The organism is Streptomyces sp. NPDC003016 (assembly GCF_053591455.1).
On sequence record NZ_JBSFTV010000017.1, the window covers coordinates 94106 to 108204 of the forward strand.

The window sequence follows — 14099 nt, forward strand, 5'->3', positions numbered from 1 at the left end:
GGTTCGGTGGTGGTGGGCATGTCACCCTCGGCTGCGAGTGGGGAACTCCTTCATGCGCAATCGACTCGCAGCCGCCCTTGGCCCGCCGCTGTCCGCCTTGGCCCTGGCCGGCTGCGGGATCTTCGGCCCCGAGACCTGCCAGGCCGACGGGAGGATCCTCGAGGTGGACGCGGGCGACGAGTTCACGCTGTCCCTGCCGGCCAGTCCCTCCATGGGCGAGAACTGGTATGCGGCCGGCCCACGCCCCGACCGTGACGTCGTCCGGCTCCAGGGCCAGGACCAGGAGTACGAGGACGACGGCGGGAACGTCGGCGGAGGCGGCGGAACACAGCCCTTCACCTTCCGGGCGATCGAGCCGGACACATGAAGGTCAAGCTGCTGTACTGCAAGCCGGGTACGTGTCCGGCCAAGTCCGGCGACCCGGCGCCGTCGCCGCCGGCCTCCGGGTCACCGTTGCCCGTCGCGAGCGGATCCCCCGGCCGGCGGCGGCCGGGACCGCGGCCCGCCCGGTCGTCGGCGACGAGACCACCGCCCGCCGGCTGGGGTCCGTGGCCGAGCCGACCGGACTGCGCCGCACCAGCCGCGCCCGGGGCCGCTGGCCGGCGTTCAGGCCGCCGGCCGCAGCTCCCGGGCCAAGTACGGCGCCGTACGGCTGTCCGGTGCCTTTGCCACCTCGGCGGGCGGTCCCGCCGCGACGATCCGGCCGCCCTCGTCACCGCCGCCGGGTCCCAGGTCGATCACCCAGTCGGCGCCCGCCACCACCGCCATGTCGTGCTCGACCACGACCACCGTGTGGCCCTGGTCCACCAGGCCGTGCAACTGCCGCATCAGCACCTCGACATCGGCCGGATGCAGCCCGGTCGTCGGCTCGTCGAGGAGGTACACGGTGTGGCCCCGGCGGGTGCGCTGGAGTTCGCTCGCCAGTTTGATGCGCTGTGCCTCACCCCCCGAAAGCTCCGTCGCGGGCTGCCCGAGCCGCAGATAGCCGAGCCCGACGGCGAGGAGCGCCCGGAGGCTGCGCACGGCGGCGGGGGTGTCCGCGAAGAACCCGGCCGCCGCCTCGACGGTCAGGTCGAGCACCCCGGCGATGCTGAGCCCCTGGAACGTGACCTCCAGGGTCTCCGGGTTGTAGCGCGCGCCGTGGCAGTCCGGGCACGGGGCGTACGTACTCGGCAGGAAGAGCAGCTCCACCGGGACGAACCCCTCGCCCTGGCACGTCTCGCACCGCCCGCCGGCCACGTTGAAGGAGAACCGCCCCGCCTTGTACCCGCGCGCCCGCGCCTCCTGCGTGCCGGTGAAGAGCTTGCGTACGACGTCGAAGAGTCCGGTGTACGTCGCCAGGTTGGACCGGGGCGTACGGCCGATCGGGCGCTGGTCGACCTGGACCAGCCGGTCCACGGCCTCCAGTCCTTCGGCCGAGGCGCAGCCCGTCACCGCCCCCGCCGCCGTGCGGGTACGGTCCGCCAGGACGCCCGCGAGCACCTGCCCGACCAGGGTCGACTTCCCGGAACCCGACACACCCGTCACGGCGGTGAAGACCCCGAGCGGGAATGCGGCGTCCACGCCGCGCACATTGTGCCGCTCGACACCGTTCAGCCGCAGCAGGCCCGACGGCGTGCGGACCTCGCGCGGCGCGGCGGGCTCGCGGTCGAAGAGGAAACGGCGGGTCGCCGATTCGGCGACCTCGGCCAGTCCGGCGGGCGGCCCGCTGTGCAGCACCCGGCCGCCGTGCTCGCCCGCGTGCGGACCGACGTCGACGAGCCAGTCCGCGCTGCGTACCACGTCCAGGTGGTGTTCCACGACGAAGACCGAGTTGCCCGCCGCCTTCAGCCGGCCGAGGACGACCAGCAGGGCCTCGGTGTCGGCCGGGTGCAGCCCGGCCGACGGCTCGTCCAGGACGTACACGACGCCGAAGAGCCCCGAGCGCAGCTGTGTCGCCAGGCGCAGGCGCTGGAGCTCGCCGGAGGAGAGCGTGGGCGTCGTACGGTCGAGGCTCAGACAGCCGAGCCCCAGCTCGGTGACGACCGCGATCCGCGCCAGCAGGTCACCCGTCAGGACGCGCGCCGTCTCCTTCCCGTCCGATCCGTCCGATCCGTCCGATCCGTCCGGCGCCGGCGTCGCCGAGCCCAGCACGCGTGCGAGCGCCGACAGCGGCAGCCCGGCCAGCTCGGCGATCGTCCGGCCGCCGAACGTGACCGCGAGCGCCTCGGGGCGCAGCCTGCTGCCGCCGCACACCGGACACGGCTCGGCGGTCAGGAAGCGCTCGGCCCTCGCCCGCAGGGTCTGGCTCCTGGAGTCGGCGAAGGTGTGCATGACGTAGCGCCGGGCGCTCATGTACGTGCCCTGGTACGGGCGCTGGATGCGGCCGGCGTCGCGCACCGGGTGCACGGTGACGACCGGCTGCTCGTCGGTGAACAGGATCCAGTCCCGGTCCCGCTGCCCCAGCTCGCGCCAGGGCCGGTCCACGTCGTACCCGAGCGCGTCCAGCACGTCGCGCAGGTTCTTGCCCTGCCAGGCGCCCGGCCAGGCCGCGATCGCGCCTTCCCGGACGGAGAGCGACGGGTCCGGTACGAGCAGTTCCTCGCTGGTGCGGTGGACGCGGCCGAGACCGTGGCATTCGGGGCACGCGCCGGCCGCCGTGTTCGGCGAGAACGCGTCGGAGTCGAGGCGCGGGGCGCCGGGCGGGTACGTGCCCGCGCGTGAGAACAGCATCCGCAGCGAGTTGGAGAGGGTGGTGACCGTCCCGACCGAGGACCGCGAGGTCGGCGCCGACCTGCGCTGTTCCAGCGACACCGCGGGCGGCAGGCCACTGATCTCGCCGACCTTGGGCGCCCCGACCTGGTGGATCAGGCGGCGGGCGTACGGCGCGACCGACTCGAAGTAGCGGCGCTGGGCCTCGGCGTAGACCGTCCCGAAGGCGAGTGAGGACTTCCCGGAACCCGAGACGCCGGTGAAGACGACGAGCGCGTCACGGGGGATGTCGACGTCGACGTGCCGGAGATTGTGTTCGTCGGCGCCGCGCACGCGCACGTACGGGTCGTGGGCACTGTGCATCCGGGGACTCCGTACGTGGGGACGCGGGGACGTGGGTATGGGGGGATACGGGTATGCGGGTAGGCGGGGAGTGTCGCGACAAACGGTTCGATTCTAGGCGGCGTCCGCGCCGGCCGGCCCCACCAGGCGGGCCAGCCGCCGGTACGAGTCGAGCAGCGCCCCGCGGTCGTACGTACTCGTCGCGACCAGGTACTCGTCCGCACCGCTGCGGCCGAGCACCTTCTCCAGGGCGTCCGCGACCTCGTCCTCCGTCCCGTGGATGTGCCCGCGCCGGGCGTCGTCGAAGAGCTCCCGCTCGCGGCCGCTCATCGGGCGGGCCAGGATCCCGTCGGCGGGCGCGAGCGGCGGGAACACCCCGTGGGTGCGGGAGTACGCCGATGCCCAGGCCTCCGGCACCAGCATCCGGGCGGCCTCCTCGGAGGTCGCGGCCACGGCCACCGTGCCCGACAGCACGACGTACGGCCGCTCGCCCCACGGGGAGGGCCGGAACGCCTCCCGGTAGCCGTCGATCGCGCGCAGCATCTCGTCCTCGCCGCGCGCCGCAGCGATCACCAGCGGCAGTCCGGCCGCCGCCGCGACCTGCGCTCCGGCGCCCGTGGCCAGGACGAACGCGGGGATCCGCAGCCCCTCCGCGGGATGGGCGTGGACCTGCGGGTGCGCGCTCTGGTCGCCGGTGAAGTAACCCAGCAACTCGTCCAGCCGGACGGCGAAATCCCCGGCGTCCTTCTTGTCCCGGCCCAGCGCCCTGCGTATCCCGTCGGTGAAGCCGACGGAGCGGCCGAGGCCCATGTCGATCCGGCCGGGGAAGAGCGACTCCAGCACGCCGAACTGTTCCGCGACGACCAGGGGCTGATGGTTCGGCAGCATCACGCCGCCCGTGCCCACCCGGACGGTGGACGTCGCGGCGGCGACGGCGGCGGCGAGCACGGTCGGCGCGGAACCGGCCACGCCGGGCACGCTGTGGTGCTCCGACACCCAGAAGCGGTGGTAGCCCAGCGCCTCGATCCGCCGGGCGAGGTCCACCGTGTCCCGCAGCGCCTGCGGTGCGCCGTGCGCCTCGCGCGTACGGGAACGGTCGAGTACGGAGAACCGGGTCTGCGCGATCGCTGAGCTCACCCTCACTTCAACGCCTGTCCCGCGCGGGGATTCCCGGTCGGCGCGGAAAGATCCGCCGGGTACGCCCTAAGGTGCCTCGATGACGCACAGCAGCAGGCCACTGGCCGTATTCGACCTGGACGGGACGCTCGCCGACACGGCGCACCGCCAGCACTTCCTGGAGCGCAAGCCGCGGGACTGGAACGCCTTCTTCGGCGCGGCGCCCCACGACCCTCCGCTGCCCGAGGGGGTGCGGAGGGTGCTGGACAGCGCGCGGGAGTGCGAGGTCGCCTACCTCACCGGCCGCCCCGAGCGGTGCCGGCGCGACACGCTCGCCTGGCTCGCCGCGCAGGACCTGCCCGAGGGGCGGATCTGGATGCGCCGGGACGACGACCGGCGGCCCGCCCGCCACACCAAGCTGGAGATCCTGAAGCGGCTGGCGGCGCAGGGGCGGGAGATCCGGATGCTCGTGGACGACGACGAGCTGGTCTGCGTCGCGGCGGAGCAGGCCGGGTTCAGGGTCGTACGCGCCCGCTGGGCGGCCACGTCGGCGGCGCTCAAGGACGCGCAGGAGCGCGAGGGCCGTACCTGACGCGCTCCCGCCCACGCCTTCCCGGCCGCGTACTCCCGCCTACGGGGTCACGCCTGCGTGGTCCCGCCCGTGGGTCACGCCGTGTCTTCGAGACGGAAGCCGACCTTGAGGCCCACCTGGTAGTGCTCGATCCGGCCGTCGACGATGTGGCCACGCACCTGTGTCATCTCGAACCAGTCGAGGCCGCGCAGGGTCTGCGAGGCGCGGTCGATGCCGTTGCGGATCGCCTGGTCCAGGCCCTCCGTCGAGGTGCCGACGATCTCGGTGACGCGGTACGTGTGGTCGGACATGGGGGCTCCTTCTCTGCTCCTGGCGGCGCGGGGGCGTCCCGGCGCGCGCTTCTCCCACCGTGCCCCAGCAGTCGCCGGGGCGCATGTTCGGCTTCTGGCACGGTGCGGGTGCCCTGCGGGGCTGCCCCCACACCCCCCTTCCCGGCTGTGGCACTTCGCGGCTCCGCCGCGTGGGGGCCCCGGGCCCCGCTTCTCAACCGCCGGAGGGGCCGGAGTGGGTTGCGGTACCCATCCAGCCCCTCCAGGGCCCGGGATCCGCCCGCCGCAGGCGCCGGCGCTCCGCTACACCGCCATCGCCAGCGACAGCGCAAAACGCTCCGCCTCGTCGGTCCACCACTCCCGCAGCTCCAGACCCGCCCCGGCGAGTTCCCGGCGTACCCTCTCCCGCCGGAACTTCGCCGAGATCTCGGTGCGGATCTCCTCGCCCTCCTCGAACGACACCGCGAGGCCCAGCTCACGGATCTTCACCGTCAGCGCGGTCCGCGCCCGCAGCCGCATCTCGATCCACTCGTGCCCGCGGTCCCACACCACGACATGGTCGAAGTCGTCCGGGTCGAAGTCAGCGTCCAGCTCCCGGCCGATGACCGACAGGACGTTCTTGTTGAACGCGGCGGTGACGCCCTGCGCGTCGTCGTACGCCGCGACGAGCGTCGCCTCGTCCTTCACCAGGTCCGTGCCGAGCAGCAGCGCGTCCCCGGGGGCCAGCAGCGACCGCGCCGACTTGAGGAACACCGCGCGCTCGTCGGGCAGGAGATTGCCGATCGTGCCGCCCAGGAAGGCGACCAGGCGCGGACCCGGCGTCCCGGGCAGGGCGAGCCCGCGCGTGAAGTCCGCGATCAGCGCGTGTACGGACAGGGCGGGCCGCTCGTCGAGGAGCGCCGTCGCGGCGGCGGTCAGCGCGCTCTCGCTGACGTCGACCGGGACGTAACTGTGCAGCCCGGGCAGGAGCGCGTCCAGCAGGTGGCGGGTCTTCTCCGAGGAGCCCGAGCCCAGCTCCACCAGCGTGCGGGCCCGCGTGGCGGCCGCGATCTCGGGGGAGCGGGCGATCAGGATCTCCCGCTCCGCGCGCGTCGGATAGTACTCGGGGAGCCGGGTGATCTCCTCGAACAGCTCGCTGCCGCGCGCGTCGTAGAACCACTTCGGCGGCAGCACCTTGGTCGTGCGGGTCAGTCCGTGCAGCACGTCGGCGCGCAGATCGGCGTCCGTCGCGTCCTCGGGCAGGGTGCGGGTCAGCAGGAACGGGCTCACGCAGTGGGCTCCTTGAGCGGGGTCAGCAGGACATCGGTGCGGGTGGCGGCGAGGAGGGTGCGGTCCGGGACCTCGCGCCAGTGCGGATCGTCGTCGTACGGCTCGGAGGCCACGACCGTGCGGCGGCCCGGCTCCGCGTAGTACCAGAGGGTGTCGCCCCAGGCGGTCGCGGCGACCGCCTCGCCGTCCGTGAGGAGCAGGTTGAGCCGGGATCCGGGGGCGGCCTCCGCCAGCTCCAGGACGGTGTCCGCCAGCGCCTGCCCCAGTTCGTCACCGTCATGCAGCCGGTGCAGTACGAGCGCCCAGACCAGCGCCGAGTCGCACCGTGCCTCCAGGGCGAGCAGTTCGGCCGCGGGCAGCGCGCCGGCGAGCGTCGCCGCCGACCGGGGCCAGCCCTTGAGCGCGCCGTTGTGGCTGAACAGCCAGGACCCGGCGGCGAACGGAGCCGCCGCCGCCTCCCCGTCCGCGCCCGCCTCCGTGGCGTCGCGGACCGCCGCGAGCACGGCCCCGGAGCGCACGACGCGGGCCAGGTCGGCGAAGGAGGCGTCGGCCCACATCGGCCCCGAGCGCCGGTAGCGGGCCGGCACCGGGTCGCCCTCGGCGTACCAGCCGACCCCGAACCCGTCCGCGTTGACGGTCCCGTACCGCTGGAGGCGGGGCGCCCACGCCTGGCGGTACAGGCCGTGCGCGGGTTTCACCAGAAGGTCGCCGAGGGGCACCTCGGGCCCGAGGCAGGCGAAGTGACGGCACATCAGGACATCACCGTGCCCAGCGGTACGTCCCGGGTGTCCGGCGCGTCCCGCGCCGTACGGAACCCCGCGAAGATCTGACGGCGCACCGGCAGGTCCCAGTTGCGGAACGTGCCGCGGCAGGCCACCGCGTCGACGGCGAAGGAGCCGCCGCGCAGCACCTTGTGCGCGCTGCCGAAGAAGACCTCGGAGTACTCGCGGTACGGGAAGGCCGCGAAGCCGGGATAGGGAAGGAAGTCGCTCGACGTCCACTCCCACACGTCGCCGATAAGCTGCCGTACGCCGAGCGGGGACTCCCCGGCGGCGTACGCCCCCACCGGAGCAGGCCGCAGATGGCGCTGGCCGAGATTGGCCCGCTCCGGGGTGGGGTCGGCGTCGCCCCACGGGTAGCGCAGCGAGCGGCCCGACGCCGGGTCGTGGCGGGCCGCCTTCTCCCACTCGGCCTCCGAGGGCAGCCGTCGCCCCGCCCACCGCGCGTAGGCGTCGGCCTCGTACCAGCTCACATGCAGCACCGGCTCGTCCTCCGGTACGGGCTCCACCACCCCGAAGTGGCGGCGCAGCCACTGGCCGCCCTCGCGGCGCCAGAAGAGCGGGGCGCGCAGCTCGTGCTTGCGGATCTGCGCCCAGCCCTCGGCCGCCCACCAGCGCTCGTCGGTGTACCCGCCGTCCGCCATGAAGCGCAGGTACGCGCCGTTGCTCACCGGCACCGTGTCGATGAAGAAGGCCGGGACGAAACGGTGGTGCGCGGGCCGCTCGTTGTCGAGCGCCCACGGTTCGGCGGAGGTGCCCATGGTGAACGGGCCGCCGGGGACGAGGACCTCGTCCGGTGTGCCGGCGGCCGTCACGGCCGCCGGGCGGGGCGGCGGGGGAGCGGTGAGCGCGACGGGGCCGCGCCGCAGCTGGTGGGTGATCAGCATGGTCTCGTCGTGCTGCTGCTCGTGCTGGGCGACCATCCCGAAGGCGAAGGCCGCGTCCAGCAGCGGGGTGCCGCGCAGAGGACTGCGTTCCAGTACGTCGAGGGCCCGGCCGCGCACCTGCGCGGCGTACCCACGGGCCTCGGCGGGGGCGAGCAGCGGCAGGGAGGGGCGCGCGGCGCGCGGGTGCTCGAAGGCGTCGTACAGCGAGTCGATCCCGGGCCGCAGCGCGTCGCGCCCCGCGACCGTCCGCAGCAGCCACAGCTCCTCCTGGTTGCCTATGTGCGCCAGGTCCCAGACCAGCGGCGACATCAAGGGGGAGTGCTGGGCGGTCAGTTCGCCGTCGTCCACGCAGTCGGTGAGCGCGGCGGTGCGCTCACGTGCCCGGAGCAGCGCGTCGACGGCGCGGGCGCGCAGCGGTTCCGGGTCGGCGGTGTGGCCGGTGGCCTCGATGGGGCTGCTCATGCGCGGATGTCCTTCCCGTGAGCGGGGTCGAGCAGATCGTCGGCGGGGCACCGCCCGTGCACGACGTACCGCTCGGTGAACGCGGCGACGGCGCACTGCACGGCGGTGGACGCGCCGAGCCGGGGCAGCGCGTCGAGCGCCGCGTCGAAGCAGACCTCGGCGGCCGCCCGCAGCTCGGCGTCGGCCAGCCCGTACCGGGCGGCGTTGATCCACAGCGGGTTGTGCGGCGCGGGCAGCGAACCGGCCGTCTCCGCCAGGGGCTTGACGGTCCGGTACGCGATCTCCGAGGCCGCCGGGTCGTCGAAGAGCGCCATGGCCACGGCGAGCGGAACGATCCAGCCGTCCTCGCCCGGCTGCGCGTCGATCATGCGCAGTTCGAGATGGCCGCGCGGCCGCACCGGCGGAAAGAGCGTGGTCAGGTGGTAGTCGAGGTCCGCGCGGGTCGGCGGCCGGGGTACCCCGGAACGTATCCAGGAGCGGAAGGACATCCCTTCCGGCACGTCCCACGGCCGGTCGTCCGCGCTCCTGACGCACATGACGGGAGCGTCCAGCGCGCGGTCCGCCCACGCGCCGCGCGGCTCCGCGTCGAGGGGCGGAGCGGCGGAGCGGCCGGGCTCGATCTCCGTCCACAGGGCCTGACGCGTGGACCGCCAGCCGGTACGGCGCCGGTGGTGGAAGGGCGAGTTGGCGAACGCCGCCGACAGTACGGCGCCCAGGAGGTGGGCGAGCCGCCAGCGCCGCCCGTGGCCGAGCGTGCCCGGCTCCTCGTGCCCCGCGTCCAGGCAGACCTGGACGGAGGCCGACGAGCACATCATGGCCCGGCCCGCGGGACCCGCCCGGTCGAAGTACGTCTCCATCGCGTCGTAACGGGGCTCGCGCAGAAGACGTTTCGGGGGGTGCCAGGGGTCCGTACCGATACCGGTGAGGCCGAGGTCCCGGGAGCGCAGAACGGCGCGTACGGCGTCCAGATCGGCGGAGACGGAGTCGACGCACTCGGTCAGGGACGGGGCCGGGAGTGAGCTGAGTTCCAGCTGGCCGCCTGGCTCGACGGTGAGCGCCGAGAGCAGGGGCAGGGCCCGCAGAGCGGTCGTCGCCGCTTCGAGACGGGCGGGTTCGACGGGGAGTTCGGGGAGATGGAGTTCGTGGACGAACCATTCGAGTTCGACGCCGACGGTGCGCGGCGGACCTGTTTTGAAACAGATGCCGCGCAGCAGCGCCTCGGCACCGGCCTCGGTGACCGGAGGGCCTTCTTGCGTGAAGTCGCCCGTGGGCATGGGTTGTTCCCCTTATCGACTGGAGGGATTGCCGGGATCGTGCCTGAGCCCGCCCCGGACGGACCGGGGCGGGCATCGCACTCCACCTAAGCCATAGACGCCGCCTCGCACAAGGGCGCCCCGGCGGGCGCGGAAACCCCGTTGCGCCGGTGGGCGGTGGTCACCGACGATCCGGCCGGTGAGTGCGCGGTTGCGCCAGATCGCGGGGAACACCGGAGAGATCGTCCGGACGGGCCGCTACGCCGCCCCGGGCGGCCGGGACGTGCCGAGGGGCGAGGCGCCGGCCGCCGCCCGCGCGGGGACCCGGACGTACGGCCCCCCGGCCGGTCCCCGTCACGCCGGACACGGACCGTAAGACCGTAAGACGGTCTCCGAGGCCACGGGGGAGAGCAGCCCGGAGGCGGCGCGCAGGCCGACCGGGGCGGCACCCGGCCCGGTCGCCGTGCTCGACTTCGCCTCCGCGCGCAGTCCGGGCGGCGGTTACCTGAACGGCGCCCAGGAGCAGGAGGAGGCGCTGGGCCGGGGCTCCGCGCGGTACGCGACGCTGCGCGCCCCGGGGTTCCACGCCCGGCACCGCGCCGGCCGCAGCCCGTTCCGCACCGGCCGGGTCATTCTTCCCCAGGCCCTCAGCTCCGTTCGAGCAGGGGAGACCCCCATCCCCGGCGTCCCGGTCTTCCGCGACGACCGCGGCGCTGCTCGCCGCGCCGTACACCGTGGGGTTCCTCACCTCGCCCGCGCCCGGCGCGGGAGTGATCCGCAGCCGCGAGCCCGGTCGGGCGCACCGCGTCCCGGCCGCGTTCGCGTCCCCTGCCGGGCGGGTCCTGGAGACGGCCGCCGCGTGCGGTTACCGGCGGCTGGTGCTGGGCGCCTGGGGCTGCGGCGTCCTCATGGACGATCCCGCCGCCGTGGCGGGCGCGTTCCACCCGCACCTCCCGGGGAAGGCCGTTTCTCCGGACACTTCGACGAGGTGGTCCTCGGGGTGCCGGACCGTACGGTACGCGCGAGATGTCCGCGCGAGGCGCCTTCCGCACGGTCTTCGCCGGGCGGACGAGGGAAACCGGGACCGTGACCGGGGCCGAACTCCAGCCGTAGGGCCGTCACCCGGGTGGGGCAGGACCTGGACGGCCCAGTCCGCAGCGCGGACCCGGCGGCCGGGCCACAGGCTCGGTCCATGGCCACACGAATCCTGAGCGTCCTCGTAGCGGCGGGGCTCCTGGGCACGGCGGCGCAGTCCCCCGCCGCCCCCGCCGGACCGGACCCCGAGCCGCGCCGCGCCGCCGCGCCCCGTACCGTCTCCGCCTGGCTTCCCTACTGGGACCAGGACGGGGCGTACCGCGATGCCCTGACCCACGCCGAGCAGCTGCACACCGTCAGCCCCTTCTGGTACCAGGCCGTCTCGGCCGGGCGGATCGACGGCCATCCGGGCGCGGGGGAGCGGCGCGTCGTCGACGGGCTGCACGCCGTCGGCGTCAAGGTCGTGCCGACCGTGATGGAGACGATGAAACCCGGTGAGCTGGGCTCGATCCTCACCAGTCCCACGCACCGCGCGACCCACATCGACACCCTTCTGGAAATCGCCGGGAGCCGCGACTACGACGGACTCGACCTCGACTACGAGACCATCGCCGCGACCGGTGACGCCACCTACGAGCAGGTGCGCGCGGGGTACGCGAAGCTGGTCGAGGGCGTCTGCCGGGGCCTGCACGCGGTGGACAAGCAGTGCGTGATCACCGTGTCGCCCAAGACGGCGACCACCGGCCGGATCTGGGACTACGCCGCCATCGGCCGCGCGGCCGACCGGATGCGCATCATGGCGTACGACTACCACTGGAAGGGCGGCAAGCCGGGCCCGCTGTCCACCCCGCAGTGGTACGAAGAGATCCTGCGCGTCGCGACCGCGGAGGTCCCGGCCGGCAAGATCGAGGTCGGGCTCCCCGCGTACGGCTGGGACTGGCCCGCCGACGGCAAGGCCCGGGCCGAGCACGTCACCTGGAAGGAGGCGGAGACGCTGCGCAGCGCGAAGGGCGTGCCCTACGCCCTCGACCCGGAGTCCCGGACACCGCACTTCAGCTACTCGGACGGCTCGCAGCGGCGCGAGGTCTGGTACCAGGACGCGCGCGGCGTCGCCGAACACCTGCCGGTGCTGCGCGAGTACGGCATCACCCACACCGCCTTGTGGGCGCTGAACTTCGAGGACCCGGATCTCTGGCCGGTGCTGGCGGACGGCTGAGGCGGCATACGTATGTCAGTGCCCACGGGCCGGGCCGCTCCCGCGGTGCCGCTCCCGCGGTAGCGGTCCGGCCCGTACCCGCGCACCTGTCAGATCCAGCCGTCCAGCGACGCCATGAACGCGTCGAAGTCGTCCCGGTGGATGGTGTGGCCCGCGCCCCGGACCGTACGGACCTCGAAACCGCGCTCCCTGAGCACAGCCGCCTTCGCCGCGTCGATGAGGAAGCTCGGGTCGGCGAGCTGCACCAGCGAGGGCACGACGGGCGCGGCGGGCAGCAGGTCGGCGCCGGACCGTGCGGCCAGGCCGAGCGCCGACGCCTCGTCCCAGAGCCGGAGGGTCTCCAGCTCGATGTCGATGTCCGCCGCCTCCCAGCGGGGGTTCATCGCCGCTATCCGCTCCCGGGGCGCCGTCTTGAACCGGGCGAACAGCTCGGGACCGAACCCCTCGTCCGCCGTCGCGAGGTGCCACGCCGGGTCGGAGAAGACCGCACGCCCCGGCCGCAGGCGGTCCACGGCGAGCGACAGGGCGAGGCCGCCGAGGGAGTGGCCGACGGCCAGTTCGGCGCCGGCCGGGAGGGTCTCGGCCAGGTCGTCGGCGAAGATCTCCGGTGTGTACGCGCCGCGTCCGCTGGCGCCGTGTCCGCGCAGGTCGACGGCGACGACCCGGTAGCCCTTCTCGGCGAGAGCGGGACCGACCCGCCGCCAGGTGCGGTGGTCGGCCATGATGCCGTGGACCAGAAGCGCGAGGCGGTCGCCCTCGCCCCAGGTCCGGGTGTGGAGTCGCACGGTGATGCCTTTCCGGTGGTACGGGTACGGGACGAGGAGTCAGCGCACGGAGCGGATCGGGCGTACGGCGAGCGCGCCCAGCACCGCGAGCGCCGCCGCGACGAGGAAGAGGGTGGTGTACCCGCCGACGCCGACGATCATCGAGGCGATGAACGGGGCGACGATCTGCGGTCCCGCGTTGGCGATGTTGAGTACGCCCATGTCGCGGGCGGCGTCCTCGGCCCTGGGCAGCACCATGGTCACGAGCGCGGTGTCCACGGCCAGGTAGCAGCCGAAAGCGAGGCCGTTGACGGTGGCGAAGGCGAGCATCGCCGCCCAGCTCGCCGACACGGCGGGGATGACGAGGGCGACGGCCGACAGTGTCGCCGAAGCGCCCACGAACAGCTTGCGCCGGTCGAAGCGGTCCGACAGGTATCCGCCGAGGACGGTGGAAACGATCATGGCCACGCCGGCGACCGGCATCAGGACCGCCACGGCGTCCTCGGGCTCCAGCCCGGCGGGCAGGGCGGTGTGGTCCTTGACGATGTAGAGGAGGAAGCCGTTCACCGCGAAGTGACCGAGGACCAGCAGGGCGCGGCCGACGAAGGCCCAGCGGAAGTCGTGCGACTTCAGGGCCCCCGCGAAAGCGGCCAGTTGTTCCCGTACGGGCAGCGACTGACGGACGGGCATCCGCTGTTCCGGCGCGCAGGCGGTGAACAGCACGGCCGAGGCGGCGACGAGCGCGCCGAAGACCAGGTAGCCGGTGCGGTGGTCGTCCGAGAACGCGGCGCCGATCAGCGCGCCGAGGGTGCTGCCGAGGGGCAGGCCGAGACCCACGGCGGCGGAGGCCCTGCCGCGCGCGGTCACCGGGACGCGGTCGGGGACGACGGAGGTGAGGGCGGCCTGGTAGACGTTCATGACGGCCTGGCCGAGACACCAGGCGATGGTGATCATCAGGACCGTGTGCACGCTGCCGAGCAGGAACATCGCGGGGACGGCGAGCAGGCCGCCGCCGAGTATCCAGGGGTTCCGGCGTCCCGAGCGGTCCGAGAGAGCGCCGGCGACCGGGTTGAAGACGGTCGCGAAGATCGCGGCGACGCCGGCGACGACGCCGAGGTTGGTCACCTTGTCCGCCGGGCCGGCGTCCTCGACCTGGAGGGCGAGGAGTACGCCGCCGACACCGATGTAGAGCGTGTACATGGCGGTGTTGCCGGCCAGGAGCAGGGGCAGCAGCCCGCGGCTCGGCCGGGGCGGGGGAGTGGGGCCGGGCCGGGACGTGCCGGTGCCGGCGTCAGTGCCGGCGCCGGGGCAGGAAGAAGCCACGCTGCCCTCCATGAGGAGTGTCGAGAGAGGTGGGTGGATGAAGGTGATGACACGTGTCAGTGACACGTGTGAGCATGGTGTAGCACTCGATTCGGGCCATC

General features: G+C 73.8%; 12 protein-coding genes and 1 pseudogene. 4 read left to right on the forward strand and 9 right to left on the reverse strand.

Features of this window, described 5'->3' with window-relative positions:
• The first annotated feature begins 52 nt into the window (after window positions 1-52).
• Entirely contained in the window at window positions 53-367 is a 315-nt protein-coding gene (locus ACWDZ4_RS16885; protein ID WP_451509164.1) for a protease inhibitor I42 family protein, read from the forward strand.
• Between the two features lie 239 nt (window positions 368-606).
• On the opposite strand, the gene ACWDZ4_RS16890 is transcribed toward ACWDZ4_RS16885, so the two are convergent.
• Together ACWDZ4_RS16890 and ACWDZ4_RS16895 are read right to left on the reverse strand one after the other, a co-directional pair.
• Window positions 607-3054 (reverse strand): ABC transporter, encoded by a 2448-nt coding sequence (locus ACWDZ4_RS16890; RefSeq protein WP_451509165.1) that lies wholly within the window; start codon window positions 3052-3054, stop codon window positions 607-609.
• Window positions 3055-3147: 93 nt separating this feature from the next.
• Window positions 3148-4170 (reverse strand): MsnO8 family LLM class oxidoreductase, encoded by a 1023-nt coding sequence (locus ACWDZ4_RS16895; RefSeq protein ID WP_451509166.1) that lies wholly within the window; start codon window positions 4168-4170, stop codon window positions 3148-3150.
• 79 nt (window positions 4171-4249) lie between these two features.
• On the opposite strand from ACWDZ4_RS16895, the gene ACWDZ4_RS16900 reads away from it, so the two are divergent.
• Window positions 4250-4741, forward strand: a complete 492-nt coding sequence (locus ACWDZ4_RS16900) for a phosphatase domain-containing protein (protein ID WP_451509167.1) — start codon at window positions 4250-4252, stop codon at window positions 4739-4741.
• A 74-nt stretch (window positions 4742-4815) separates the two neighbouring features.
• On the opposite strand, the gene ACWDZ4_RS16905 is transcribed toward ACWDZ4_RS16900, so the two are convergent.
• From ACWDZ4_RS16905 to egtA, 5 genes are all read right to left on the reverse strand, one after another.
• Window positions 4816-5031, reverse strand: a complete 216-nt coding sequence (locus ACWDZ4_RS16905; protein WP_069925839.1) for a dodecin — start codon at window positions 5029-5031, stop codon at window positions 4816-4818.
• 282 nt (window positions 5032-5313) lie between these two features.
• Window positions 5314-6279 carry an L-histidine N(alpha)-methyltransferase gene (egtD, locus tag ACWDZ4_RS16910; RefSeq protein ID WP_451509168.1) on the reverse strand — a complete coding sequence of 322 codons (966 nt, stop codon included), beginning with the start codon at window positions 6277-6279 and terminating at the stop codon, window positions 5314-5316.
• Complete coding sequence (egtC, locus tag ACWDZ4_RS16915) at window positions 6276-7031, reverse strand: ergothioneine biosynthesis protein EgtC (protein WP_451509169.1); 756 nt, start codon at window positions 7029-7031, stop codon at window positions 6276-6278. Before egtC ends, egtD begins: the two co-directional genes overlap by 4 nt.
• Window positions 7031-8407 carry an ergothioneine biosynthesis protein EgtB gene (gene egtB / locus ACWDZ4_RS16920; RefSeq protein ID WP_451509170.1) on the reverse strand — a complete coding sequence of 459 codons (1377 nt, stop codon included), beginning with the start codon at window positions 8405-8407 and terminating at the stop codon, window positions 7031-7033. Before egtB ends, egtC begins: the two co-directional genes overlap by 1 nt.
• The gene (egtA, locus tag ACWDZ4_RS16925) at window positions 8404-9681 is read right to left on the reverse strand and encodes an ergothioneine biosynthesis glutamate--cysteine ligase EgtA (RefSeq protein WP_451509171.1); all 1278 of its coding nucleotides are present in this window, start codon (window positions 9679-9681) and stop codon (window positions 8404-8406) included. Before egtA ends, egtB begins: the two co-directional genes overlap by 4 nt.
• Before the next feature lie 178 nt (window positions 9682-9859).
• On the opposite strand from egtA, the pseudogene ACWDZ4_RS16930 reads away from it, so the two are divergent.
• Together ACWDZ4_RS16930 and ACWDZ4_RS16935 are read left to right on the forward strand one after the other, a co-directional pair.
• Window positions 9860-10750: pseudogene (locus tag ACWDZ4_RS16930) on the forward strand (TIGR02452 family protein).
• Between the two features lie 102 nt (window positions 10751-10852).
• On the forward strand, window positions 10853-11911 hold the full coding sequence (locus ACWDZ4_RS16935) for a glycosyl hydrolase family 18 protein (RefSeq protein ID WP_451509172.1): 1059 nt from the start codon (window positions 10853-10855) through the stop codon (window positions 11909-11911).
• Window positions 11912-12000: 89 nt separating this feature from the next.
• Here ACWDZ4_RS16935 and ACWDZ4_RS16940 read toward each other — a convergent pair whose 3' ends face one another.
• Together ACWDZ4_RS16940 and ACWDZ4_RS16945 are read right to left on the reverse strand one after the other, a co-directional pair.
• The gene (locus tag ACWDZ4_RS16940) at window positions 12001-12696 is read right to left on the reverse strand and encodes an alpha/beta fold hydrolase (RefSeq protein ID WP_451509173.1); all 696 of its coding nucleotides are present in this window, start codon (window positions 12694-12696) and stop codon (window positions 12001-12003) included.
• Window positions 12697-12735: 39 nt separating this feature from the next.
• Entirely contained in the window at window positions 12736-14064 is a 1329-nt protein-coding gene (locus tag ACWDZ4_RS16945; protein ID WP_451509174.1) for an MFS transporter, read from the reverse strand.
• Window positions 14065-14099: the final 35 nt, after the last annotated feature.

Coding starts and splice junctions, on each gene's coding strand:
- ACWDZ4_RS16885 (WP_451509164.1), top strand. CDS start 53: ATGCGCAATCGACTCGCAGCCGCCCTTGGCCCGCCGCTGTCCGCCTTG.
- ACWDZ4_RS16890 (WP_451509165.1), bottom strand. CDS start 3,054: ATGCACAGTGCCCACGACCCGTACGTGCGCGTGCGCGGCGCCGACGAA.
- ACWDZ4_RS16900 (WP_451509167.1), top strand. CDS start 4,250: ATGACGCACAGCAGCAGGCCACTGGCCGTATTCGACCTGGACGGGACG.
- ACWDZ4_RS16905 (WP_069925839.1), bottom strand. CDS start 5,031: ATGTCCGACCACACGTACCGCGTCACCGAGATCGTCGGCACCTCGACG.
- egtC (WP_451509169.1), bottom strand. CDS start 7,031: ATGTGCCGTCACTTCGCCTGCCTCGGGCCCGAGGTGCCCCTCGGCGAC.
- egtB (WP_451509170.1), bottom strand. CDS start 8,407: ATGAGCAGCCCCATCGAGGCCACCGGCCACACCGCCGACCCGGAACCG.
- egtA (WP_451509171.1), bottom strand. CDS start 9,681: ATGCCCACGGGCGACTTCACGCAAGAAGGCCCTCCGGTCACCGAGGCC.
- ACWDZ4_RS16935 (WP_451509172.1), top strand. CDS start 10,853: ATGGCCACACGAATCCTGAGCGTCCTCGTAGCGGCGGGGCTCCTGGGC.